Raw genomic sequence first — 25,704 nt, 5'->3', positions numbered from 1 at the left:
GGTAAATATAGTGGATTACCTTCTTTAGCCCAGCCTGTAAAAGGTCTTGCTACAGCCCAGCCAAATAGAGGATTTGGTTTAGCTCATTAAAAATCAAGCGTTAGTAATGTACTAACGCTTTTTTTATGGATTTATTTTAATTTTGTAAGAATTTCTACTCATTTTTCAAAGCATTCCATCCTCTCGCTTTTAATGGAATCTTGGTGTTTGCTCTGGTAATCAGGTGAATTCCATCGCTTTCCGGTGTCATATGGCCAATTACCGTAAAATTCGGATTCGCTTTGATTTTGTCGTAATCGTCCATTTTAATAGTAAACAATAATTCGTAATCCTCACCGCCATTAATCGCGATTGTTGTACTATCGACATTAAATTCTTCACAGGCATTGATCAATTGTGGATCCAAAGGCAATTTGTCTTCATATAAATTACAGCCTTTTGAGGAATTCTTACAAAGATGAATGATCTCAGATGATAACCCATCGGAAACATCAATCATCGAAGTCGGTTTTAAATCCAAAGCCTCCAATAACTCTTTAATATCCTTACGGGCTTCGGGTTTTAACTGACGCTCGATTAAATACGTATACGCATCCAGATCGGGCTGGTTATTCGGGTTTACCTGAAAAACCTGTTTTTCACGTTCTAAAACCTGTAATCCCATATAGGCGGCACCGATATCACCGGTCACTACCAATAAATCGGTTTCGTTGGCACCGTTACGGTAAACCAGTTCTTCTTCCTTAGCCTCGCCAATAGCGGTGATGCTTATAATCAATCCTTTTTGAGACGAAGTGGTATCACCACCAATCACATCTACATCATATATTTTGGAAGCCAGTGCAATTCCGTCATACAATTCTTCCAGTGCTTCCAAAGGAAAACGGTTCGAAACGGCAATCGACACTGTAATTTGTGTCGGTTTGGCATTCATCGCACAGATGTCGGAAAGATTTACCACAACGGCTTTATAACCTAAATGTTTTAAAGGCATATAGGCCAGGTCAAAATGAACACCTTCTACCAGTAAATCGGTTGAAATCACCACTTTTTTATCCTTAAAATCCAGTACGGCCGCATCGTCGCCAATCCCTGTTAATGTGGATGGCTGATTGATTTTGAAATTTTGGGTCAGATGACTTATTAATCCAAATTCGCCCAGTTGCGACAAACTGGTTCTTTGAGGTGTTTTGTCTTCTATCATCGAAATAAAGTATTAGGTACAAAGTTGCGAAGGTTTTTTAAATAAAAAAAACGCATATGCTTAAATAGGCGGGCTTTAAAAATGAAAGACCTACCGTTTCATCGAAAAATGGGACTTAAATTCTTTTTCTTCTCCGTTATCTTTAAAGATTACCTTAAACCAATAATCGGTCGACGGAAGCGGATAGCCATTATAGGTTCCGTCCCAACCCGGTCCATCCGGTCGAAGTTGTTTCAGAAATTTACCATAGCGGTCGAAAATATATATCCGTGCATCTTTCTGATTTCGCAGGTCGCGGATATTCCAGGTGTCGTTATAGCCATCACCATTGGGTGTGAAAAAATTCGGGTATTTCAGAATAAAAGCTCTTAGTCGGATATTGCCGCAATTGTTTTTGGTATCGGTAATGGTTACCCAGTGCTCGCCACCGGAAACATTAGTGAAATAATTGGAAGATTGCGGATTGCCATCGTCCAGTTGATATTCGTAGTGACCATATCCGCCGGTTATGTTAACGGTAATCGAACTGTCATCAGAAAAAGGTTCTCCAACGGAAAGTGTAGCCACAGCTATACTGGATGGTTCAATGGTGACAGTCGTTGGATTATAATTACAATCGTTACCCGACTCCGGAGTGAGTTTTATGGTGTTGATCGTATACTGCCCAACCTGAGTAGCGGTATAGTTGGGTCCGGTATGAATCAGTTGGTTGTTTTGATACCATTCTACGGTAAATAAGGCTGGGCTTAATCCGGTTGTGAAAGTATGGGTCGTCAGTGGATTCTGCGTAATCGGGTCTACGCAAATACTACCGTTGGCTATATTGAGATCTAATAAAGGGTATATGGTGACCAGAAATTGTTTTTCACTAAAGCAAGCTGCATTATCCGACGCAGCAAGATATACATATACGGTTTGCGAATTGCTAATACTGTCGCCCGGTTGGTAGGCCGTGCCCGTTCCGCCACTACCGCTAAAATAGCTGCCCGAGGCCAGAGGCGGTAAGGTATAACTACCGCAGCGTTCCACGTTGTTGAAATTCGGAAGGGTCGGTGTGGTGGAAATGGTAACGAGAAAATCATCTTCGTCCGTACAATTGATACGGTTCCCGGAAATGGCATATACATATATTGTCTGACTGGTGGTTAAAACGGTTCCAGCCGGAATAACAGCACCCTGACCATTGGGTTGTGTGTAATAATTTCCTATGGTAAGATTAGGAAGCGTATAACTGTCGCAGGCTTTAACATCGTCAAACGTACTTACTTCAACACCTATTGCGTTTACCGTAAATACCGTTTGATTACTACATTGCGGAAAATCGCTCCAGTTGTTATAGATATACAGCGTTTGCGTGGTCGAAATTTCCGTACCCGGACTTAACTGGGTTCCGGTTCCGCCTGGTCCTGTAAAATAGTGTCCGTTGTTTAACGGAGGTAATGTAAAAGAGGTGCAGGTATATATATCGGTAAAACTATCGATTGGAGGAAGGGGCCGGATCGTTACGGTAAATGTATGTTCGTTGGTACAACCGTTGGCAGCGACAGCATAAACATAGATTGTTCGTGTGTTGATCAAAATTTGCCCTGCACTCATTTGTGTTCCGGTTCCACCGGTTCCGGTATAATAGTTTCCATTCGTTAATGGAGGTAAAATATATTGACCGCATTCCGTTCGGTCGGCAGGTGTGTCGACTAAAGGTTTTGGAAGTATGGTGATTTGATAGTTTAAAAAATCCGTACAATTGGGAGAGGATGTTGTTGGGGCATAATAATAAACGGTTTGCGATGTATGGATTACTGTTCCGGCTGGAATTGGGGTGCCACCACCTAAGGGTTGGGTATAATAATTACCGACTTCAATCGCTGGTAGCGTATATTCACCACAAGCAGTTACCGGTTGAAAAGACGGACCATCGATGATAGTCACCCGGAAAACATGCTCGTTCGAACATTCTCCGTCAAAAGCATAAACATAGATATCCTGAGACGTGGTAATATTTGTGCCGGGTTGTATTTGAGGGCCACTACCACCAGGTTGCGAATAGTAATTGCCGTGTGCTAATGAAGGTAAAATATAGGAATTACAAGTGATCACATCGGCAGGTTTATCGATAACCGGTAGGGGTAAAATCCGGATATGATATACTTTTTCCTGACAAACATTTCCGTTGACCACCGCATAAAAATAAATCGTCTGATCGGTTGTCAATACTGTTCCAACAGGTAAAAGCGTTCCGGTTCCGCCCGGTCCGGTATAAAAATTACCTGCCGGAGCATTACGGATGATATATTGTTCGCAACCAATTTCCGGAAAACTTAGCTGATCAATTAGTGTTACGACAAAAGTAGTCTGATCGGCGCATCCCAAAGGTCCGGGTGCGGTGTTGTATATATAATAGGTGCCTTGTTGGGTAATGGTATCGCCTGGGAAAAGAGGCGTTCCCGATCCGCTGGAACCCGAAAAATAATTTCCATTGGTAATAGGCGGTAATACATAGCTGCTACATTCGATAACATCCGGATGGACATCCACCAATGGAAGTGGTAATATTGTGATGGTAAAACTGGTAAGCGCATAACAATTTAGATTATTAACATCGGTCATTCGCACCCATATGGTAACCGGTGATTGTGATGCATTTACGATAAAAGCCGTCGGATCGGCAATACTGTTGGTGTTGTTGTCGGCGTTATTCTGTGAAGTAAAGTATTGGATACTAAAATCACTAAGGCTTTGCCCGTTTAGGACTATTGGTGTTTCCACGGTCAGGTCAAAGCTTAGCTGACCATTGCGATTGCTGCACTTTGTCATGTTTAAAGCCTGTCCGGGAGTAATGGTGTTGTTAACGATCAGGTCGAACGATGTCAGATTGTCGCAAATAAGGTTTCCGTTATGTTTGCGTACCTTAATATAGATGGTTTGTCCACCGGTACTTAAATAGCTATTAATGTCGGAAGCCGGAATCGGATTGTTGGCATTGGCATCGGCCAAAGAGGCATAATATAAAACATCGAAATCGGCAGGATTCAAGCCTAAGACTGTGGCATTATTTTGAGTTAGATTGAAAGGATAATTGGTCGATCCGTTATTACAAACCCGTATATCCTGTGGTGTGCCGATCGTCAGATCGGTAATTTCGATTTCGTCGGTCATTTGGCAGGTGCCGTTTGTAGTAGTGGCGATCACACTATAAAGTCCGGCTTGCGTAACACTTAGGGACGATGATGTGGCACCTGGAATAATATTATGGTTAAAAGTCCATACATGATTGAATTGTGGTCCTAACCCGGATTGTAATACGATGGTTTCACCCTGACAAATAGTAGTATCGGAACCTAAGTTAGTATGGGTTGTAAAACTCTTTCCGGCGATAAAAACAGCCGAGTCAAAATTGGAGTCGTTATAATCGCCAATGGCTAGCTTGATCCGGTAGGGATTGTTAGGTGTAACCGTTGACGAAGCAGTTAATAAAGTGGTTTGTCCGCGCATATTGATTGCCGAAGTGCTCGGATTGTTCACATTATAACGGCCAAATAAACCCGGATTAGAAGAGGTACAGCCTGAATTGTATTGGTTGTCTCGAATCGTTTTTATGGAAATCGGAATATTGGTATTGGGAATCACCGCCAGGTTTGTGGTAACACCGGTGGTAAGATCGGTTAACAGAAAAGCAAAGATATCGTTGAAACCACATTGGTATTCTCCATATTCGTTGGAAGCAAATAGAAAATCAAAACTAAAACTACTGGATAAAGGTGTAAAATCAAACTGTATATAAGCGACATCCCGAATCGGAAGTGTTTGTCCACTGGCATTACTGATATTTTGTAGATCGGGATCGCCGGCGTTGGTAAGAAAAGAACTTTCATTTAACCCGGTATATTGCCCTTCGGTATATTTGGCGATACCATTTCGTATCACAATGCCTTCCTGAATCGGGAAATTGGGATTGGTATTGGTAAACTGTCCGATACCGCGATGAGACGAAAACTGGAAATTCGTTTCGTTAAAGCAGGAATTTTGCAAAAGAATGTTGCTCACTAATTGCGGAACGGTTTGCGATGTAGTGTCAATAGCAATTCCCTGCGCATAAAAAGTAAGGCTGGAAAAAAACAGCAACAATAAGACAACTCTTTTCATGATGGGGGCATTAATCTTGTAAAGTTACTAAAAAGAGCTTTTTATTATATTAAATAAGGGGTTAGATTTATTTATTGTTTTGAAAATATAGTTAAATTGTTAAAAAAATAAGTTATTTTTAAATTCAAACTTTGGGAGGCGGTGAGGAATCGATAAAAAAAGACCGGATTGTACAATCCGGTCTTTTATCTGATACTAATCGTTTAATTTTAATACGGCCATAAATGCTTCCTGCGGGATTTCAACATTACCTACCTGACGCATACGTTTTTTACCTTTTTTCTGTTTTTCGAGTAATTTACGTTTACGGGAGATATCCCCTCCGTAACATTTTGCAGTTACGTCTTTACGCAATGCTTTAATTGTTTCACGGGCGATGATCTTGGCACCGATAGCGGCCTGAATCGGAATGTCAAATTGTTGACGCGGGATCAGCTCTTTTAGCTTTTCACACATTTTTTTACCGATGTTATAGGCGTTGTCGGCATGAATCAAAGCCGATAAAGCATCTACAGAGTTTGCATTTAAGAGTACATCCACTTTTACCAGATTTGACGTACGCATTCCAATAGGTGAGTAGTCAAAAGAGGCATATCCTTTGGAAACCGTTTTTAATCGGTCGTAGAAATCAAATACGATTTCGGCCAATGGCATGTCGAAAGTTAACTCCACACGTTCTGGTGTTAGATAGGTCTGGTTGGTGATGATACCGCGTTTTTCGATACAAAGACTCATTACCTGTCCGACAAAATCTGATTTGGTGATGATTGTTGCTTTGATATACGGTTCTTCCACACGATCCAGTTTGGAAGGCTCCGGTAAATCGGAAGGGTTGTTTACAATTAACGGAGTATCCGGTTCTTTTTTGGTATAGGCCAGATACGAAACGTTAGGTACCGTAGTGATCACAGTCATGTTGAACTCACGCTCCAGACGTTCCTGAATGATTTCCATATGAAGCATTCCCAGGAAGCCACAACGGAAACCAAAACCTAAAGCGGCCGAACTTTCCGGGCTAAATACCAGCGAAGCGTCATTTAGCTGTAGTTTTTCCATGGAGTTACGAAGCTCTTCATAATCCTCGGTGTCAACAGGGTAAATACCGGCGAAAACCATTGGTTTTACATCCTCGAATCCCTGAATCATATTTTGAGTTGGTGTTTTGGCATCGGTAATGGTATCACCCACTTTTACTTCGCGGGCTTCTTTGATACCGGAAATCAGATACCCTACGTCACCGGTGGAAACCACCTGTTTTGGAACCTGATTTAATTTTAGCGTTCCGATTTCGTCGGCAAAATATTCGTTACCGGTAGCCATAAACTTAATTTTCTGACCTTTTCGGATTTCACCGTTGATCACACGGAAAATAACTTCAATTCCACGGAACGGGTTGTAAACCGAGTCAAAAATCAAAGCCTGAAGCGGTTCTTCTTTATCACCTTTAGGTGCCGGAATACGCTCAATAATGGCTTCCAGAATTTTATCGACACCAAGACCGGTTTTTCCGGATGCCGGGATAATATCTTCCAGTTTACAGCCTAACAGATCCACGATATCATCGCTCACTTCTTCCGGATTGGCACTTGGTAAATCAATTTTATTTAGAACAGGGATAATTTCCAGGTCGTTTTCCAATGCCAGGTATAGATTGGAAATGGTTTGTGCCTGAATACTCTGTGCTGCATCCACAATTAAAAGTGCTCCTTCACAGGCTGCGATCGAACGGGATACCTCATAGGAGAAATCCACGTGACCCGGAGTGTCGATCAGGTTCAGGATGTACTGTTCTCCTTTATAGGTGTACTCCATCTGAATCGCGTGACTTTTAATGGTGATACCACGTTCGCGTTCCAAATCCATATTGTCCAGCAACTGAGCTTGTTGCTCACGTGCGGTCACGGTTTGGGTAGCGTCCAGTAATCGATCGGCAAGGGTACTTTTCCCGTGATCGATATGTGCAATAATGCAGAAATTTCTAATATGCTTCATCTTCGTTTTGTATCAATTTTAAAGGCAAATCCGAATGCAGATCGGCCATACCTTTGTTAAAAAACAAAAGGACTTTATAAGCCTTTGTACAGATAATCAGCCGTATATGGGGATTTTCTATATAAAGGTAGTGAAATAATCCGCAAATATAATTGAAAGTTGGTCAGTTACAAGCGGATAGTATTGAAATCACTGTCTTTTTTCTGTCGATTCGATAATTTTTAGAAAAGACAAGTAAGGCATCGGTTGAAGGGCTACTCAAAAGCTTTACAGTAACGTTAAGAAAAAGAATTGATTAAAATTTGTAATTTTGCGGCAAAATGTAGATGATGGTCAAGATTGGCAATATAGAATTACCGGATTATCCGCTATTACTCGCACCTATGGAAGATGTGAGTGATCCGCCATTCCGCAGGTTGTGCAAATTGCATGGCGCGGATTTGATGTATTCCGAATTTATTTCTTCGGAAGGATTGATCCGTGATGCGATGAAGAGTCGTAAAAAGCTGGACATTTTCGATTACGAACGACCGGTAGGGATTCAGATTTTCGGAGGTGATGAGGAGGCGATGGCATTATCGGCTAAGATCGTGGAAACCGTAGAGCCGGATCTGGTGGATATCAATTTCGGATGCCCGGTAAAAAAGGTCGTTTGTAAAGGCGCCGGAGCGGGCGTTTTAAAAGATATTGATCTGATGGTTCGTTTAACCAAAGCCGTAGTTAAAAGTACGCACTTGCCGGTAACGGTAAAAACCCGTTTGGGATGGGATGACGATTCGATTAATATCGATGAGGTAGCCGAACGATTACAGGACGTAGGTGTTCAGGCACTTACAATCCATGCGCGCACCCGGGCACAGATGTATAAAGGACATTCCGACTGGACGCATATCGAACGGGTAAAAAACAATCCGAGAATCACGATGCCGATTTTTGGTAACGGAGACATCGACAGTCCACAAAAAGCATTGGAATACAAAAACCGATTTGGTTTGGATGGCATTATGATCGGACGTGCGGCGATTGGTTACCCGTGGATTTTTAACGAGATCAAACATTATTTTGAAACCGGTGAATTACTAGCAGCGCCTACGATCAAAGACAGAGTGGAAGCGGCACGAAACCACCTTACCTGGTCGATGGAATGGAAAGGAGAGCGCGTTGGAATTGTAGAAATGCGCCGTCATTATACCAACTATTTTAAAGGCATCCACGGATTTAAAGAATACCGTCAGAAATTGGTTACCCAGGATGATGGAGCGATATTGTTTAAAGTATTTGAAGAAATTGAAGAAGCGTATGCTGATTATCAGATGACATAAAAAAAGAGCTGTTCGAACAGCTCTTTTATATAGGAAACCTGCCAGATCGATCTGGCAGGTTTTTTTATACTTCAACACGTTTCCATCGGCCTCTCCGGTATAGGAAGATACTGGCGATTGTAATTGCTGTTTCGGCAATCGGAACGGAAAGGAATACCCCGGTTGGCCCCATTTGATAATATTTGGCCAACAGATACGCCAATGGAATCTGAAACAGCCAAAACCCGAAAAAGTTCACCCAGGTTGGTGTCCAGGTATCACCTGCTCCGTTAAAGGTGTTGATCAACACCATTCCGATACCATAAAAAACATAGCCTAAACACATAATGTGTAGCGCTTCAACTGCGATATTTTGTATCAGTATATCGTCTGTGAAAAAACCGATAATATACTGGGCAAACAGAAAGGTAACAACCGTAATTACAGCCATAAATGCTACGTTATATTTAGCGGTTGTCAACACCGATTTTTCGGCGCGTTCCACCTGTTTGGCACCAAGATTTTGCCCTACCAGGGTAGAAGCGGCATTACTTAATCCCCAGGCCGGAAGGATAAAAAACATCATGATCCGTAAAGCTGTCTGGTATCCGGCCGATCCATGATCACCGCCGGTTGTAGCCACCAGTTGCGCTAAAAAGATCCAGCTACACGAAGCGATTACAAACTGTAAAACACCTGGAGCTGCGATTTTGATCAATGCTTTTATCTGTTCGAAATCCGGAATAAAATAAGAAGGGATAATTTTTAAAATGCCCCGACCGTTAAACAAATGATACAATTGATAGAGTACGCCAATACTTCTGCCGGTAGTCGTGGCAATTGCAGCACCGGTAAGCCCGAAAGCCGGAATCGGTCCGAAGCCATTGATCAATATTGGGCATAAAATAATGTTACAGATATTGGCGAGCCATAGACTTTTCATCGCGATAGCTGCGTTTCCGGCACCGCGGAAAATTCCGTTGATCAGGAAAAGCAACATAATACATAAGCTACCACCCATCATAATGCGGGTAAAATTCACCCCATAATCGGCGGCTTCCTGAGAAGCACCCATCAGTAATAAAATATCTTTGGCGAAAATAAACCCGCCAATACTGATAATACTATTGATCAAAACCGCAATAATAATAGCCTGCATACCGGCTTTGGCTGCGGCAACCGGATCTTTTTCTCCGATACGACGCGCCACTACGGCGGTTGCGGCCATACTGATTCCAATAGCAAGCGAATAGATAATCGTGATCACCGATTCGGTTAAACCTACGGTTTGAATGGCGTAGCTACTATGTTCCAAATGACCTACAAAATATAGGTCGACCAAAGCAAAAACGGATTCCATCAGCATTTCCAAAACCATGGGAATGGCCAATAGGATTACTGCCTTTTTGATACTGCCGCTGGTATAATCGAAATTTTCGTCCCCTTTAAGGGCTTGTTTGATGGTATTGAAAATTTTTAAAAGAGTGCCTTGCGGCCTATTTGTTTCTGTCATAATAATTAGGATTAATGATTGATAAGGTCCCGAAAAAGGGAAGGGAAGATAAATCGAAGTGTCCTAAATTATCACCGGATAGGTTAGGACGATGCAGAAACTTTCATCGGCGTTCAGTTATAATGAGCGACAAATATAGAATTTATTTTTCAGGAGAAAATTTATTGCAATAATTTTTTACTCACCCGACTGGAGGCGATAAGCGATGCCAGAAAGCCTAAAATAACGATCGTCAGTAATACGGTAAGAATATTCATAATATCGAAAACCACCGGATAAGCCATTGTTGGCGTGACCATGATCAATGAAAACTGTTTTTGCAGGATCACCACAATAATACCGAGCACTAAACCGATTAGTCCTCCGGTTACGGTGATCAAACTACCTTGGAGTAGAAAAATGCTTCTTAGATGTTTGATTTCGGCACCGAGATTAAAAAGCGTTTTCAGATTGGCTTTTTTATCCAGAATCATCATGATCAAGGCACCGATCAGATTGAATAATGCCACGATGATCACTAATGTAAAGATCAGGTAAACGGCAATATTTTCGGTATTCAGCATCTTGTAAAGACTGTCGTTGAGCTGTGCCCGTGTTTTGATTGAAACGGAGTCTTTAAAAATAGATTTGATTTCGGATAATGCCAGATTTTCATCGGCTCCGGCTTTAAGCTGAAACTCGATAGCAGTCACCTGATTGGGTTTGTATTGCAATAATTCCTGCGCTAATCCTAAATCGGAAAAAACATATTTATTGTCCAGATCTTCGTTGATAGCATAAATCCCAATCGGAACCAGAACCGCTTTGTTAAAAGCGTCATTCGGATTGTCGATCGTACCTTTGCCGGGTTTTGGTACAAAAACTTCAAAGGTGTTGTTGTAATCGAAAAGTCCCATCGACAATTTATTGGTAATGCCATACCCAACGACTACCTGACTGGTATTTGGATTTAGCCATTGACCACCGTAAATTTTCTTTTCAAACGGATTGATTTTTCTATAGATGCTATCCACACCTTTTAAATAAGCCACCTGTTCCTTACCGTTAAAATAGAACAAGACGCGTTCCTCAACCACTTTACTAAAAAGCGCGATACTTTTGGTGTTTTTAAGCTGTTTTTCCTGTTCCGGACTAATGGTGAGTGATTTGCCGGTTTTTCCGAACATTTTCAGATCGGGATCGGTATCGTTGGCAAACGAAAGACTAAATTCCCGTAGGCCACTAAAAACCGAAAGCACGACAAATAAAGACATAGCACTAACAATAATACCCAGCGATGCAATACCGGTAATGATATTGATCGCGGTGCTTTTGCTAAAACTAACGGTATATCGTTTGGCTATGTAAAACGGGAAATTCAATTACGATTTTTTTCGTTTGATTAGAAGTTCCGGGTTTTCGATCGGATTTTCGTCGCCGCTTAATGCTTTGTCGATTTTTTCGATATAATCAAGGCTGTCATCGATATAGAAAGCCAGATTGGGTACTTTGCGCAATTGTAGTTTTACACGTTGTGACAAATCGTGTTTGATCAATGGAGTATTACTACGGATAGCGTTTAGAATTTCCGCACCTTTGTCGGCCGGGAAAATACTCAGGTATACTTTGGCGATAGATAAATCGGTGGTGACACTTACTTTCGATACGGAAATAATTAGATTGCTAATTCCGTTTTTACGCACTTCGCCCTGCAGAATATCAACAAGATCTTTCTGCAAAACGGTTCCTATCTTTTTTTGTCTATTTGTTTCCATGATGCAAAAGTACAATTTTTTGGATTGTAAAGTTTTAAAGTTGGCGGCGGATAAAGTTTTTTATCTTTGTTTTCGGAAGATAACGACCAAAAAAACAAAACAGCAAGTAATACAATGAGAAAAATAGAGCATATCGGAATAGCGGTAAAAGACCTTGAAGTGTCCAATGTTATTTTTGAAAAATTATTCGGTGCGCCGGCCTACAAACAGGAGGAAGTGGCCAGTGAAGGAGTGAAAACGTCTTTTTTTAGGAACGGACCGAATAAAATAGAATTATTGGAAGCCACCACTCCGGATAGTCCGATTGCAAAATTTATCGAGAAAAAAGGCGAAGGAATTCACCATATTGCTTTTGATGTAGAAGACATAGTTTCGGAAATCGCCCGTTTAAAATCGGAAGGATTTACGGTATTAAACGAAACACCAAAACGCGGCGCTGATAACAAACTAGTGGCCTTTTTGCACCCTAAAGGGACCAATGGTGTACTGGTAGAACTGTGTCAAGAAATTTTGGAATAAGTTTGCACTAAACGAAAAATAGTAGTAATATTGCAGCCTCTAAACCGGTCCTATAGCTCAGTTGGTTAGAGCACCTGACTCATAATCAGGTGGTCCTTGGTTCGAGCCCAAGTGGGACCACTAGCGGAAAAAAGAAAAGCCTTACAGAAATGTAGGGCTTTTTTTGTTATGCATTGTTTACACATGGCAGGTTTCAAAAACCTGTCAGGTGTAGCTGCTTTTAATCCAATTAAACCTAAAAATGAAAACAGCAATTGCCTCGATTGTTCATGGCATTGAACAGAAGCACGTAAATGATCCAACTGTTCCGGATGACCTGGATCGAATCGTTACGATGATCCTTTCGGACTTACCACAGGCAATAGATGCCATCAATAACCTTGATCTAAACACACTGGGATGGATCGCCTCGCGTTTTGAAGCAATATCGTACAAAGCGCAGCATAAAGAATTTGTTATGTGTTTAGAAGGTTTGCTGGTTAAATTTCCGAATAGCACTATACTTAGACAAGATGTTTTGGAAGGTGTTGCGGCCTACTATGGAGAAATCGAATAATGGCCTACTCTTTATTTTTTAACTGGTAGATACCAAAAACATAATCGCTCGGATTGGATTGTAGAAAGTTGTCCTCCATTTTAAAAAGATTTTGTAAAACCTGTTGCTTATCGGCGGTAAAGTCGTCGTTTTCTATAAAATGATGTGCAATATCTTTTAAGGTACTATGAAGTAAATTGTTGCCATATGGTTTTTCTAAAACGATATCAAAGTGCGTATAAATGGCAGGGAGTATATTTTCTGAATCCACACATTCGGAAGGATCTGCAATAATCATTTTAAAGATTCCATTGCCGGAGAAATGGTTTTTATAATACCTTGTTTTGTGAATTTTTCGGTATTCTTTCGGAATAGACTGTAGTGCTTTGTTGATGTGCACAATTTGTTCCTTTGAATATTGAAGTCTGTTTTTTCCAACATATTCATTGATGATCAAGTATCCTTTTGGTTTTAGACTGTGTATAACGGTATGCTTTAGGAAATGCGGGATTTTGTCGAAATGATGTAGTGAAGCATGAAAGAATACGGCATTATATTTTTGGGAATCGAAACTATAGGTTACAATATTTTCCAGATAGAAAGCAATATTATTTAGTTTTTTGTCTTTAGCGGTTTTGATGGCGCTATTTAATCGTTTTTCACAGAAATCAAAACAATCGATTTGCCAGTGTGGGTTTAGTTCTGCGAGTAGTAGTTCATGACTACAATCACCTGAACCGAGTGCCAGTACTTTGAACTCTTTAGCGTTTTGAAAATAATTCGCGCTGAGAAATGCTTCATAACCAATATCGGAATGACCGGTAATTAAGCGATTCCATCTTCGTCTGACTTCAGGGATAATCCAAAAATTGGCACAGTCTATTTTTTCTTGATTGAAAGCGCTTTTTGTTCGGGCATAGGGCGTTATTTTTAGTTTGGACAACAGGAAATTTGACCCTCTTTGATGCAACTTAATAAAAACGTCTTTGATGTCTTCTAGTGTTACGAAACGCATGGGCTTTATCGTTTGCAGATTAAGAAGAATAAAATTAGACGTTAAAAAAAGAGTCAGAATTATTTGGTAAGTTATGTCTTGGAAATGACTGTTATTGTCTTGTGAAATCATTATTTACACCTGACAGGTTTTTAAAACCTGTCAGGTGTTGGTGTGTTAAATGGTATCGCTAATCTTAATCTGTTAATGTAGATGGAACGGACTACTTTTTATTTTACGATTTAAAATATTATATACATGATTTGTAATTCGTGATTTATTATACATATTTTTAGTTATTATGTGTTGACTTTAAATAAGAGAGTTCTTTTTTGACACCATCAAGAATTAACCGTTCAAACTTTTCTTTTTCAGAACTGTTTTCTTTACCTTTCAAGTCGTGGTTTATTTCTTTCCAATTCCCAATTTCTAAACCTTGATTGATACTAACAAATGCAAATGATGTTTTGGTATCATTTATTGGCCTAGTCCAGGAATAAATTATCTGATTGCTGTCCGGATAATAAAAATAGATATGATACCAATAATCATCCACTCCTCCACGGCCACCTTCTAAAATCGTAGGATTACCTTTTATAGTGACTGCATTTGGGATGTTAAATTCCGGATGATGTTTCTTGAAATTTTCTATAGCAGTGATTAAAAGTTTTTCAGATGTGTCAATATCATATTCTTCAGCGTACGGATAACTTCCTGGTGCAAAATTACAGGAAGTCATATTTATTAATATGGCTGATAATAGAAAAAAAATATAAGTTAAACGATGTCTCATAATCAAATTAATTAGTGTTAGTCTGAATAATTAGGTTTGTTAGTTACACCAAATAGTACTTTTTTGTACCAATGATAAAGATAGGGATGCCATTCAAGTATAGTGTGAATTATTGATTTAAAAAAGGTAGAAATCATTCGGGAAGTTATGTTTTAGAAAAGACTGTTATAGTTTTATAAAATCAAGACTCCTGAAAAAGCTTAAAAAAAGCTCCGTGACTAGTCCTAAAATAACGATATAGGATTAATAGTAGTAAAAATACATTTTTTAGACAGAAGTAGCTTCCGAGTTACTTCTGTTTTTTGTTTTATAAGTTTTTATTTTAATACTTCTTTGTAAGTGCATTTGATTAGGTGTTAGCATATAGTTTGACCAATGTGGTCTAATCTGGTTATATTTGTTAATAATCTCAGCTATGAGTTTCTTCATTAAATATAGTTCAAGATGATAGGTATCAATTCTAAACTCTTGTTTTAATATTCCGTTTATTCTTTCAGCCACTGCGTTTTCATACGGATCTGAGTTTTGTGTCATACTGCATTTTAGACTGTATTTCTTTAATAAATACTGATACTCATCCGAACAATATTGTATTCCCCTGTCAGAATGATGTATCAATGATTCAGACTTAAATATCCTATTCTTACGAGCCATTTTTAAGGCTCTGATACAGCCTTGTGTACTGAGAGAATCAGATACATCATATCCCATTATCTTTTTTGAATAGGCATCAGTTATTAAACTCAGATAACAAGGCTTTTCTCGTTTTCCAATATAGGTGATATCTGATACCCACACTTGTTCCGGTCTTGTAATATCCAGCTCTTTTATCAAGTTAGGATGTTTTTAAAACGATGGTGTGACCATGTGGTAAGATGATAACTCCTTTTGGGGTGTATCAATAAATGATTAGCTTTTAAAATAGCAAAAAACTTATCTCGGCCTACTTTTAATGCTTTAAGTTCAGTTATAAGAATATGATACAGTTTACGTGTTCCTAACCGAGGTTGAGCTATACGTTGCTCTTTTACAAGTGTTACAACCTGTTCTGCCAAGGTTCTTCTGAATTTAGCGCGCTTAATACTTCGATAATAAACCTGCCTGTTTATCCCGAACAAACCACAGGTAAAACTTATGTTTTCCTGCCTTTTTTGACTAAAGGATTGGATTGTCCGGGAGGTAAGTTTTTTCGAATATCGATATTGTATTCCTTTTCCGCAAGGTCTATCATCATATCAAAAATAATAGCTTTAGAATCAGAAATATGGTTTTGTTTTTCAAGCTGGGCTTTCTGCTTTTCCAAGAGTTTTACCTTGGCTTCAAGCTCCATAATTCGTTGTTCTGGTGTCTTTGGCATATTTGATGGTGTTTGGTTCTCCCAATCAAAGTTACCATATTTTCTGAGCCAATTCACAACTGTGGACCGTGCCTGGATACCATATTTCTTCTGGGCTGCATAAGTCGACAATTCTCCCGATTCAATTTCCTTTGTAATCTGAATCTTTAAACTTAAGGAGTAGTCTTTTTGGGTACGTTTAACATAAGTGGTTTGTGTTTCCATAATAACGCTTTTTTTTGTATCGTTATTTCAGGACGAGACAACCGTAGGATTCCGACTTTTAACAGTGCCTTCATATGCTGAGGATTCCGTAATATGGGTTAGTCTTTCGTAGCCTAATGAGTTGCTATCGTGGGTTAAGGTGTACTTTCTGTAATGAGAATTAAAAGCATTGGTTGGGTGTACCTGTATATAACTTAGAATATACGCCTCTGTAAAAGGAATTCCTCCGATATAGGCATTTTCGTAACGATTTCTCTTTTTATAGTGGAAATATATCGTATTGCAACCTGGATTGGTACCAATGGCACCATAGCTTATCCTCATGATCCGGGAAATGTTTAAAAACTTGGCGTAGGAATAATTGATACGAATACCCTGAGGGTTTTCCCAATAGTCGATAGACCATTTTAGTTCCGATCGCGATTCGAGGTGATTGCCATACTGCGCCTTTGAACCGTCAGGGTATTCTACCAGGAAATACTGAGGGCCATAGGTAGCACCTAATGGAGAAACACCAAAAGAGGTCACTTTTGTAGTCGAAAAATTTTCAGTTTCATATACCGTTCCATTCGCTCCATAAGTACCGGAAGTTCCATTTTTAATTAATAATCGCTGGCCATCCAGTGCAAAACGATCCAAATTGTTAAAGTCGACAGGATCATTGACTCCATCATGATATTTGGTGGATGGGATTCGGGTAATGGAAGAGAGTCCGGAAACGGACCAGCCATAACCGGCGATATTATTCCCGCTTTGACTGTCGTACGACAAACTGATTTGGGGAACGATACCCTTTATACCGGGTAAAACTTCGATAGGGATCGTATAGTTTGCGGCTCCGGATAGCGAAACGGTTAGATTTCCTTCGGTGATACCTGCTTCGGAAGAATTTCCGGTGGGAGCACTAGGCATTATCGATTGTCTGTCCTGACTTGATAATCGGTTGTTGTCGATCGGATCGGGTGTGTTTTTATTCACTACAGGAATAATTCCCGGAACAGGTATCCCATCGGGAGGAGTTTGTGATACGGTCTGGATAAAGGTGCATAAGGCGCATAAAAGAAGAAACGGCGTGAATTTTTTGACCATAATTGAAATTTGTTAGATCGAAAAATCAGCGGAAACAATTTATATAGCAGGAGAGTAGGGAAGTGCGTTCAAAAAACACAACAAAGGTTATGGTTTCCGAACTGTTTCTTCGAAAGTTGAAAACGAAATAGCGAGGAGAATTATTTATTCCTGATTTTTAAACAGTTGTTATGGAGTTTCAGAGTAGAAAATTAAAGTTGTCTTTTTAGATTGGCTAAAAAGTGATCTTTCTTTCCGGTTTAACGAACGTTTTGTATCGGTTTTTTTGCAAGAATAAACGGATCATATAACCTCTAAAACGTAAAAAAAGAAAATAGGTGTTAGAAGTGTTAATGAAGATAGAGGTATTGTAGTATTTTTTTGAAAGGAAACACTTTAATGCTAGAAGTGTCGTTTGTAAAATAATAGCTCTCCTGGGATATAAATAAGTCTTATTGGGACAATTAGTCTGATTTTTGCAGATAAACAGAAAAAACGGAGTATTGGTCTATTTTTTTATAGAAAAAGATTGTTTTGTTAAAAAAACTTGCTACATTCGTGTCCTGCAGAACTACTGGCACAAAGGCTTGTTTTCTGTGTGAAATTTGCGATTATTTTAAATAGATTGACAATTTCTTGTAAAATATTTGTTATTCACGTTAAGAATATTTTTTATTTTTGCCAAATGAAAAACAGCTTTATAAAAATAGGAGTCTTTTCCTATTTCATTTTAAATACACTCTCAGCTATTGGAGCGCCGGTACCGCCGCCGCCGGAAAATGGTGCGCCGCCACCTCCGGGAGCGCCGTTAGACGAGCGTCTTTATTTACTGTTAGGTGTGGGGCTGTTATATGCATTTTACTATTATAAAAACTATCATACAAAAAAAGCGTCCGAATAATCGGGCGCTTTTTTTATTGTCGCAGTTCGTGTAATCTGCTGACGTATTTTCCAATTACATCAAATTCCAGATTAATAGAAGTGCCGACTTTAAAATTCTTAAAGTTGGTGTGTTCCATAGTATACGGTATAATCGCAACGCTAAACTCGTTTGCCTTGGAGTTAACCACGGTAAGACTGACACCATTAACGGTAATGGAGCCTTTTTCGATTGTGATGTTGCGTAACTGCTGATCGTATTCAAAAGTAAAATAAAAACTGCCGTTCGCATCCTGTATGCTTTTGCAGATTCCGGTCTGGTCCACATGACCCTGAACGATATGACCGTCCAGACGATCGCCTAGTTTCATTCCCCTTTCCAGGTTGATCAAATCTCCTGTCTGCCAACTGCCCAAATTGGTTTTGTCGAGCGTCTCTTTTATGGCGGTTACTGTATAGGTGTCGCCATCAATAGCAACCACGGTTAGACAGACTCCATTATGGGAAACACTTTGGTCAATTTTAAGTTCGTTGGTTATGGAAGATTGGACCTGAATATGAATATTGTCGTTTTCTTTTCGGATGTTCCGGATGGTTCCGAGAGTTTCGATAATTCCTGTAAACATAACTGATTTATTTTGCTAAATTTGCATATCCAAAATTAGTAATAAATAACTAGTCGGCATGGTGAAAAAAGCAGAAAATATAATTGTAGGAATTTCCATAGGGGATCTAAATGGGATTGGGAGCGAGGTAGTATTGAAAACGTTCGAGGATACCCGTATGCTGGAGCTATGCACGCCGGTCATTTTTGCTAATGTGAAAATCCTTTCCTTTATAAAGAAAACATTACAGCTCAATGTAAACCTTCACGGCATTGATAAGATGGAGCAAATTGTTCCTGGAAAAATCAACGTGTTGAATGTATGGCGGGAAGGTGTAAATCTTGAATTTGGTGTCAACGATGAAAATGTAGGAAAATATGCTGTCCGGTCGTTTACAGCGGCTACAAAAGCGCTAAAGGAAGGATTGGTCGATGTATTGGTAACGGCGCCAATCAATAAATACAATATACAATCGGAAGAATTTCATTTTCCGGGGCATACCGATTATCTGGACCAGGAACTGGAAGGTGATGCGTTGATGCTAATGGTTCAGGATGGTTTACGGGTCGGTTTATTTACCGATCATATTCCGGTTAACGAAGTGTCAAATCATCTTACGGAAGCGCTGATTCATAAAAAAATCGAGACGGTTCATAAAACACTGATTCAGGATTTTGGAATTACGCGACCTAAGATTGCTGTTTTGGGATTAAATCCACATTGTGGTGATAACGGTGTAATTGGAAAAGAAGATGATGCGGTAATCAAACCGGCTCTGAAAAAAATGTTTGATAAAGGAATTATGGTTTTCGGGCCGTTTTCGGCAGATAGTTTTTTCGGATTAAGCCAATATGAAAAATACGATGCCGTTATTGCAAACTATCACGATCAGGGATTGGTTCCGTTTAAGACGTTGTCGTTTGGAAACGGCGTGAACTATACGGCGGGACTCAACAAAATCCGAACGTCGCCCGATCACGGAACGGCCTATGAAATTGCCGGAAAAGGAGAAGCCGATTATAATTCGTTTAAAGAAGCGGTTTATCTGGCGATTGATGTGTATAATAACCGGAACGAGCATAAAGAACTGGTTAAAAACCCTTTGAAAACCAAACAAAAACAGTTATAAACAAAAAAATGTTTACAACTCCTTTGAAATTCCAATAATTTTATATCTTTGCACGCTCAAAACTGTTGTTATGAATATTGATAAAGAATTTTTGATCCCCTTTGTTGGATTAAAGCAAGGGAAGCACCAGTTTGAATATCATATAGATAAGAAGTTCTTTGAGCACTTTGAGTTTGATGACTATAATGGTGTCGATATCAAAGTTGATGTGATTCTGGACAAAAAAAGCACAATGCTTGAACTCGCTTTTAAGCACAAAGGAACGGTAAACGTGCCTTGTGATCTGACAAACGAGGATTTTGATTTGCCGATTAAAGGTAAGATGAATTTAATTGTAAAATTCGGTGATAGCTTTAATGATGAGAACGATGAGTTGCTGGTGTTACCTCATGGCGAATATCAAATCAACATTATGCAATATATTTATGAGGCAATTGTACTGTCGGTTCCAACCAAAAGGATTCATCCCGGGGTAAAAGACGGAACGTTACAATCGGAAGCAATTGCTCGCTTAAATGAATTAGCGCCAAAAGAACAACACAAAGAAGAAGAAAATACGGATCCCCGATGGGACAAATTAAAACAACTATTAACGGATAAATAATATAGTAAGATGGCACATCCTAAGAGAAAAACCTCGAAAACAAGAAGAGATAAAAGAAGAACGCATTATAAAGCGACGGTTCCTCAAATTGCTACATGTCCTGTAACAGGAGAGGCGCATTTGTATCACAGAGCTTACTGGCATGAAGGTAAAATGTACTACAGAGGTCAGGTTGTAATTGATAAGCAAGAAGCTGTTGCTTAATTGAAGAAAATAATAGAGAAAACTCTCACTATGTGGGAGTTTTTTTTGTTAAAAACTCTTTGAAACGAATTAAGTAGCGATAAAAAAGGCTTGGTTTCGGATTTTTTTTGTAATTTCCACCACTTTTTTCAGCTAAAATTTGAAAAAGAAAAAGTAACCCATATGACTAAAATTACAGCAGCCATTACAGCGGTTGGATCCTATGTTCCGGACTATGTTTTGTCGAATCAGGTTCTGGAAACTATGGTCGATACCAACGATGAATGGATTACCACTCGTACGGGAATTAAAGAAAGACGTATTCTCAAAGAAGAAGGACAAGGGACTTCTTTTATGGCAATTAGAGCCGCACAAAACCTGATTGAAAAATCGGGAATTGATCCTAAAGAAATTGATCTGGTATTGTTGGCAACAGCAACACCGGATATGCCGGTAGCTTCTACCGCAGTATATACCGCAACACAAATTGGAGCGACAAATGCTTTTGCCTACGATCTGCAGGCGGCTTGTTCCAGTTTTCTATACGGGCTTTCTACAGCCTCTGCTTACATCGAATCAGGACGTTATAAAAAAGTATTATTGATAGGATCGGATAAAATGTCTTCTATCATTGATTATACCGACAGAGCGACTTGTATTATTTTTGGAGATGGTGCCGGTGCCGTATTGTTCGAACCGAATACCGAAGGTTTAGGCTTCCAGGATGAATATTTAAGAAGCGACGGGATAGGAAGAGAATTCCTTAAAATCGAAGCAGGAGGATCTATATTGCCGGCTTCTGAAGAAACGGTAAAAAATAAACAACACTTTGTACACCAGGATGGAACAACCGTTTTTAAATATGCAGTTTCCGGAATGGCCGACGTAAGTGAGAAAATAATGGAGCGTAATAAGCTTACAAAAGAAGATGTCAATTGGTTGGTAGCGCATCAGGCGAATAAACGTATCATTGATGCTACTGCAAACCGAATGGGATTAGACGAATCAAAAGTATTGGTAAATATCCAGAAATACGGTAATACCACTTCGGCAACTTTACCTTTATTGTTGTCTGATTTCGAAGATTCTTTAAAAAAAGGAGATAATATAATTTTTGCCGCATTTGGTGGTGGCTTCACTTGGGGAGCTATCTATTTAAAATGGGCCTACAATAAACAAAAAAACTAACTAAATCAAAATTCCGAACAAGATGGATATTAGAGAAATTCAAAACCTAATCAAATTTGTAGCGAAGTCTGGTGCTACTGAAGTAAAATTAGAGATGGATGATTTCAAGATCACCATTAAAACTACAGAAGCAGGAGCAGCAGAAACTACTTATGTTCAACATGTTCCAATGCAAGCGGCTGTTCCGCAAGCGGCAGCACCTCAGGCAGTAGCAGCACCTGCACCGGCAGCACCGGTAAGTACTCCGGCTGCAGATGACGATTCCAAATACGTGGTAGTTAAATCACCGATTATCGGAACATTATACCGTAAACCGTCACCGGATAAAGCACCTTTCGTAGAAGTTGGAAGCACTATCAATAAAGGTGATGTGGTTTGTGTGATCGAAGCGATGAAATTATTTAATGAAATCGAATCGGAAGTATCCGGTAAAATCGTTAAAGTATTAGTTGACGACGCTTCTCCAGTAGAATTCGACCAACCGTTATTTTTAGTAGACCCATCATAAGAAATTTTAAATGCTAAATTTTGAATGATGGTTTTTTTATGCCGCATTTAAAAGGATTTAAAATGTAACCCGAATTTAAAATTTCAAAAGATGTTTAAAAAAATATTAATCGCAAACAGGGGAGAAATTGCGCTTCGCGTAATCAGAACCTGTAGAGAAATGGGCATCAAAACTGTAGCCGTATATTCGACTGCAGATGCGGAAAGCCTACATGTTAAATTTGCTGACGAAGCAGTTTGTATCGGTCCTCCGCCAAGTAATTTATCCTATCTGAAAATGTCGAACATTATTGCGGCTGCAGAGATTACCAATGCAGATGCGATTCACCCTGGATATGGATTCCTTTCGGAAAATGCTAAATTTTCCAAAATTTGTGAAGAACACGGTATTAAATTTATCGGAGCTTCACCGGAAATGATCGAAAAAATGGGTGACAAAGCTACGGCTAAAGCAACCATGAAAGAAGCGGGAGTTCCTACTATTCCAGGATCAGAAGGTCTATTGGAATCGTATGAGCAAGCGGAAAAATTAGCCAAAGAATTCGGATACCCTATTATGTTAAAAGCTACTGCCGGTGGTGGTGGTAAAGGGATGCGAGCAGTTTGGAAAAAAGAAGACTTACAAAAAGCATGGGAAAGTGCGCGTCAGGAAGCCGGTGCAGCCTTCGGAAACGATGGAATGTACATGGAAAAACTGATCGAAGAACCACGCCATATTGAAATACAGATTGTAGGAGATTCCTATGGTAAAGCGTGTCACCTTTCAGAAAGAGACTGTTCAGTACAACGTCGTCACCAGAAATTGACGGAAGAAACGCCTTCTCCATTTATGACGGACGAATTACGTACGAAAATGGGAGATGCAGCGGTTAAAGCGGCCGAATATATTAAATATGAAGGCGCTGGTACAGTTGAGTTCCTGGTTGACAAACACCGTAATTTCTATTTTATGGAAATGAACACCCGTATTCAGGTAGAGCACCCGATTACGGAGCAGGTAATTGATTACGATTTGATCCGTGAGCAAATTTTGGTTGCGGCTGGAGTGCCAATTTCAGGTAAAAACTATTTACCACAGTTACACTCTATCGAATGTCGTATCAATGCCGAAGATCCATATAACGATTTCCGTCCGTCACCAGGAAGAATCACAACGTTGCATTCACCGGGAGGACACGGGGTACGTCTGGATACACACGTGTATGCCGGATATACCATTCCGCCAAACTACGATTCCATGATCGCGAAGCTGATTACTACAGCACAAACAAGAGAAGAAGCTATCAACAAAATGAAACGTGCTTTGGATGAATTCGTAATCGAAGGAATCAAAACGACAATTCCGTTCCACAGACAATTAATGGACGATCCGGATTATGTTGCAGGAAACTATACTACAAAATTCATGGAAGGTTTTGTAATGAAAGAACCGGCAGAATAGGCCTGAAAAACAGGATAATTAAAAATCTCACATAACAGTGAGATTTTTTTGTTTTTATGCTTTCAGATACTTTATATTTGGCACACAAAAACAAACCTTATGAAATTTAAAAAATTACTTTTAGGATTGACAGTTTTTGCTGCCATCCTGTATTCGTGTTCGTCTGACTCTTCTTCAGATGCGTCTGCTTCCACACCGGAATCGGTAGCCGATGCAAAGCAAAACATTACCAACACGTTTAATAGTTTTTATAACTGTTTGAATACGCTTGACGATGGAGAACTTTCGAATTTTATACTATACTCATTGTTTAATTCGGGAAATCAGGATTATAATGATTCCTGGATCAAAAACTTATCCAGCAAATTTGAAGAACAATATGGTGAAGTGTTCTTAAATAACAAACTGCAATTTGCCAATAGAGCTGGTGTATATGTATGGAATTCCACATCGCAAAGCTGGACCAAACAAGCGGCATCTAATATTATTACGTTAAAATTTCCATCGCGTCAAAACCATTCCGGAAATGATGCGGAATTTAGCCTGAATGCATACAATGATACTTCGGTTTCTTATACTTCCGAAACATATTGGTTACCGACGTTGGTGAATTTCACATTAAAAAGAGATAACAATTTGGTGTTTTCGTTAAATGCATCCAACATTACTTTTAATGTAAACACAAACTTTAGTATGCCTACCAATGCTGATATAGTAATTTATACGGCTCCGTACACGCATAATTTTTCATGGAGAAGAAATTCGGCTGTGGATTTTCAGTTAAATTATAATTCCGCTACGCCACAGGGATGTACCAATTCGATTGTTACTAATGTGAAATTAAAACATTCGGATTATGGGAATATTACATCAATCAGTGATGTGAAAACGGCAAATGGAACAGTATCGGTGGGTGATCTGAAAATTGTTTATGCGGCCAATATTGAAGCAATTACGGCTTATGAAAACCCAACTCCGGCTCAAATCAACAACAATACAAATGCCGAAGTGTATTATAATAATGCCAAGATTGGTAACCTGATTTATGACGAGGTTAACGGTACTACAAAGATTTATATTGTTTATGCAGACGGCACCCGTGAGAATGTGGATGTTTATGTAGGCGATTTTGAAACAAAAATCAGAGCGATCTTTGAAAATTACCTGAATTAATGATCCTGAGAAATACGATATTGTTATTTGTATTACTGGGTTCGCTATGCTGTTTTTCGCAAAGCGAACCATTAAAAACAGTTGATACGGTGCAATTTAGAAGCCGATTGGGAATAGGGATTTCGAACTTTATTAATTCTGCTTTTTCATCCGATAAGAATGCTTATAATCTCGAATACCGTTATGCATTAAATAAAAAATATGCACTTCGAGCCGGAGCAAGTTATGAAAAAGACGATAGTGAAGGCGGATTTACAGAAATAGGGTTAAAGATAGGTGCTGATAAAGTGTTTCGCCAAAACAAACACTGGACGTTCTATTTTGGAGCCGATATATTGAGTAGCTATTCCAATTTTAAAAACGTTAATAAAGACAATTATGCTATTGGTATTGCACCGCTCCTGGGTATCCAGTATAACATAGTGGATAATTTTTCGATATCGATTGAGCCGATGCTGTATTTTAAATACAATATTGTGGTTGATAATGCTACCTTTTTGGAAAACAAAAGGACCACTTGGTCGGAATCCGGATTTGGAAAAACGGGATATATCCAGCTTAATTTTCATTTTTAAATATAAACAGGCTGTTTCACTTAATGGAGACAGCCTGTTTTCT

The 25,704-nt window shown here is 39.3% G+C and carries 24 protein-coding genes and 1 tRNA gene; 13 read left to right on the top strand and 12 right to left on the bottom strand.

All coding sequences use genetic code 11. From position 1 onward, the window contains the following. Nucleotides 1-154: 154 nt before the first annotated feature. The 3 genes from thiL to lepA all read right to left on the bottom strand — a co-directional run bounded on the left by thiL (nucleotide 155) and on the right by lepA (nucleotide 7,339). Nucleotides 155-1,204, bottom strand: coding sequence for a thiamine-phosphate kinase (thiL, locus tag E6C50_RS11900; protein ID WP_136403453.1), 1,050 nt, complete (start codon nucleotides 1,202-1,204; stop codon nucleotides 155-157). A gap of 90 nt (nucleotides 1,205-1,294) precedes the next feature. Further along, complete coding sequence (locus E6C50_RS11895) at nucleotides 1,295-5,347, bottom strand: T9SS type B sorting domain-containing protein (protein WP_136403452.1); 4,053 nt, start codon at nucleotides 5,345-5,347, stop codon at nucleotides 1,295-1,297. Between the two features lie 195 nt (nucleotides 5,348-5,542). Then, complete coding sequence (gene lepA, locus E6C50_RS11890) at nucleotides 5,543-7,339, bottom strand: translation elongation factor 4 (protein ID WP_136403451.1); 1,797 nt, start codon at nucleotides 7,337-7,339, stop codon at nucleotides 5,543-5,545. Nucleotides 7,340-7,668: 329 nt separating this feature from the next. On the opposite strand from lepA, the gene dusB reads away from it, so the two are divergent. Further along, the gene (gene dusB, locus E6C50_RS11885; protein ID WP_136403578.1) at nucleotides 7,669-8,661 is read left to right on the top strand and encodes a tRNA dihydrouridine synthase DusB; all 993 of its coding nucleotides are present in this window, start codon (nucleotides 7,669-7,671) and stop codon (nucleotides 8,659-8,661) included. 64 nt (nucleotides 8,662-8,725) lie between these two features. Here dusB and E6C50_RS11880 read toward each other — a convergent pair whose 3' ends face one another. The 3 genes from E6C50_RS11880 to rbfA form a co-directional block, all read right to left on the bottom strand. Further along, nucleotides 8,726-10,153, bottom strand: coding sequence for an MATE family efflux transporter (locus E6C50_RS11880; RefSeq protein WP_136403450.1), 1,428 nt, complete (start codon nucleotides 10,151-10,153; stop codon nucleotides 8,726-8,728). Between the two features lie 161 nt (nucleotides 10,154-10,314). Then, nucleotides 10,315-11,514, bottom strand: coding sequence for an ABC transporter permease (locus E6C50_RS11875; RefSeq protein WP_168732798.1), 1,200 nt, complete (start codon nucleotides 11,512-11,514; stop codon nucleotides 10,315-10,317). Further along, nucleotides 11,515-11,907, bottom strand: a complete 393-nt coding sequence (gene rbfA / locus E6C50_RS11870; protein ID WP_136403449.1) for a 30S ribosome-binding factor RbfA — start codon at nucleotides 11,905-11,907, stop codon at nucleotides 11,515-11,517. It abuts the gene before it with no gap. A gap of 114 nt (nucleotides 11,908-12,021) precedes the next feature. Here rbfA and mce point away from each other — a divergent pair, with 114 nt between their 5' ends. The 3 genes from mce (at nucleotide 12,022) to E6C50_RS11855 (ending at nucleotide 12,982) form a co-directional block, all read left to right on the top strand. Further along, on the top strand, nucleotides 12,022-12,426 hold the full coding sequence (gene mce, locus E6C50_RS11865) for a methylmalonyl-CoA epimerase (RefSeq protein ID WP_136403448.1): 405 nt from the start codon (nucleotides 12,022-12,024) through the stop codon (nucleotides 12,424-12,426). A gap of 46 nt (nucleotides 12,427-12,472) precedes the next feature. Next, nucleotides 12,473-12,546 (top strand) — tRNA-Ile (locus E6C50_RS11860). A 121-nt stretch (nucleotides 12,547-12,667) separates the two neighbouring features. Beyond that, nucleotides 12,668-12,982 (top strand): hypothetical protein, encoded by a 315-nt coding sequence (locus E6C50_RS11855; RefSeq protein ID WP_136403447.1) that lies wholly within the window; start codon nucleotides 12,668-12,670, stop codon nucleotides 12,980-12,982. A gap of 4 nt (nucleotides 12,983-12,986) precedes the next feature. Here the strand turns inward: E6C50_RS11855 and E6C50_RS11850 are convergent, their stop codons facing one another. From E6C50_RS11850 to E6C50_RS11835, 5 genes are all read right to left on the bottom strand, one after another. Continuing rightward, complete coding sequence (locus E6C50_RS11850; RefSeq protein WP_168732797.1) at nucleotides 12,987-13,976, bottom strand: class I SAM-dependent methyltransferase; 990 nt, start codon at nucleotides 13,974-13,976, stop codon at nucleotides 12,987-12,989. 271 nt (nucleotides 13,977-14,247) lie between these two features. Continuing rightward, on the bottom strand, nucleotides 14,248-14,748 hold the full coding sequence (locus E6C50_RS11845; RefSeq protein WP_136403445.1) for a hypothetical protein: 501 nt from the start codon (nucleotides 14,746-14,748) through the stop codon (nucleotides 14,248-14,250). Between the two features lie 267 nt (nucleotides 14,749-15,015). Further along, nucleotides 15,016-15,582: an IS3 family transposase gene (locus tag E6C50_RS17860; RefSeq protein ID WP_211089542.1), complete on the bottom strand. Its 567-nt coding sequence runs from the start codon at nucleotides 15,580-15,582 to the stop codon at nucleotides 15,016-15,018. Nucleotides 15,583-15,880: 298 nt separating this feature from the next. Continuing rightward, nucleotides 15,881-16,309, bottom strand: a complete 429-nt coding sequence (locus E6C50_RS17855) for a hypothetical protein (RefSeq protein WP_211089541.1) — start codon at nucleotides 16,307-16,309, stop codon at nucleotides 15,881-15,883. A 27-nt stretch (nucleotides 16,310-16,336) separates the two neighbouring features. Then, a complete protein-coding gene (locus E6C50_RS11835) occupies nucleotides 16,337-17,398 on the bottom strand; it encodes a SpvB/TcaC N-terminal domain-containing protein (protein ID WP_136403444.1) in 1,062 nt (353 codons plus the stop codon). 664 nt (nucleotides 17,399-18,062) lie between these two features. Here E6C50_RS11835 and E6C50_RS11830 point away from each other — a divergent pair. After that, a complete protein-coding gene (locus E6C50_RS11830) occupies nucleotides 18,063-18,278 on the top strand; it encodes a hypothetical protein (protein WP_230979006.1) in 216 nt (71 codons plus the stop codon). Nucleotides 18,279-18,291: 13 nt separating this feature from the next. Here E6C50_RS11830 and E6C50_RS11825 read toward each other — a convergent pair whose 3' ends face one another. Then, complete coding sequence (locus E6C50_RS11825; protein ID WP_136403443.1) at nucleotides 18,292-18,882, bottom strand: riboflavin synthase; 591 nt, start codon at nucleotides 18,880-18,882, stop codon at nucleotides 18,292-18,294. Nucleotides 18,883-18,940: 58 nt separating this feature from the next. On the opposite strand from E6C50_RS11825, the gene pdxA reads away from it, so the two are divergent. The 8 genes from pdxA (at nucleotide 18,941) to E6C50_RS11785 (ending at nucleotide 25,661) form a co-directional block, all read left to right on the top strand. Next, nucleotides 18,941-19,990, top strand: coding sequence for a 4-hydroxythreonine-4-phosphate dehydrogenase PdxA (pdxA, locus tag E6C50_RS11820; RefSeq protein ID WP_136403442.1), 1,050 nt, complete (start codon nucleotides 18,941-18,943; stop codon nucleotides 19,988-19,990). A gap of 70 nt (nucleotides 19,991-20,060) precedes the next feature. Then, complete coding sequence (locus E6C50_RS11815; protein ID WP_136403441.1) at nucleotides 20,061-20,594, top strand: YceD family protein; 534 nt, start codon at nucleotides 20,061-20,063, stop codon at nucleotides 20,592-20,594. Between the two features lie 9 nt (nucleotides 20,595-20,603). Next, nucleotides 20,604-20,798 (top strand): 50S ribosomal protein L32, encoded by a 195-nt coding sequence (rpmF, locus tag E6C50_RS11810; protein WP_136403440.1) that lies wholly within the window; start codon nucleotides 20,604-20,606, stop codon nucleotides 20,796-20,798. Between the two features lie 162 nt (nucleotides 20,799-20,960). After that, nucleotides 20,961-21,965 carry a beta-ketoacyl-ACP synthase III gene (locus tag E6C50_RS11805; RefSeq protein WP_136403439.1) on the top strand — a complete coding sequence of 335 codons (1,005 nt, stop codon included), beginning with the start codon at nucleotides 20,961-20,963 and terminating at the stop codon, nucleotides 21,963-21,965. Nucleotides 21,966-21,987: 22 nt separating this feature from the next. Then, entirely contained in the window at nucleotides 21,988-22,473 is a 486-nt protein-coding gene (accB, locus tag E6C50_RS11800) for an acetyl-CoA carboxylase biotin carboxyl carrier protein (RefSeq protein ID WP_136403438.1), read from the top strand. 90 nt (nucleotides 22,474-22,563) lie between these two features. Continuing rightward, nucleotides 22,564-23,913, top strand: a complete 1,350-nt coding sequence (gene accC, locus E6C50_RS11795) for an acetyl-CoA carboxylase biotin carboxylase subunit (protein ID WP_136403437.1) — start codon at nucleotides 22,564-22,566, stop codon at nucleotides 23,911-23,913. A gap of 99 nt (nucleotides 23,914-24,012) precedes the next feature. Next, a complete protein-coding gene (locus E6C50_RS11790; RefSeq protein WP_136403436.1) occupies nucleotides 24,013-25,086 on the top strand; it encodes a hypothetical protein in 1,074 nt (357 codons plus the stop codon). Continuing rightward, on the top strand, nucleotides 25,086-25,661 hold the full coding sequence (locus E6C50_RS11785; protein WP_136403435.1) for a DUF481 domain-containing protein: 576 nt from the start codon (nucleotides 25,086-25,088) through the stop codon (nucleotides 25,659-25,661). The genes E6C50_RS11790 and E6C50_RS11785 overlap by 1 nt, the downstream gene beginning before the upstream one ends. The last annotated feature ends 43 nt before the right edge of the window (nucleotides 25,662-25,704 follow it).

It is taken from the genome of Flavobacterium supellecticarium, assembly GCF_004801375.1.
Classification (GTDB): Bacteria; Bacteroidota; Bacteroidia; order Flavobacteriales; family Flavobacteriaceae; genus Flavobacterium; species Flavobacterium supellecticarium.
Note: the sequence above shows the minus strand (reverse complement) of the source record. Positions and strands in the feature narration are given on the sequence as shown.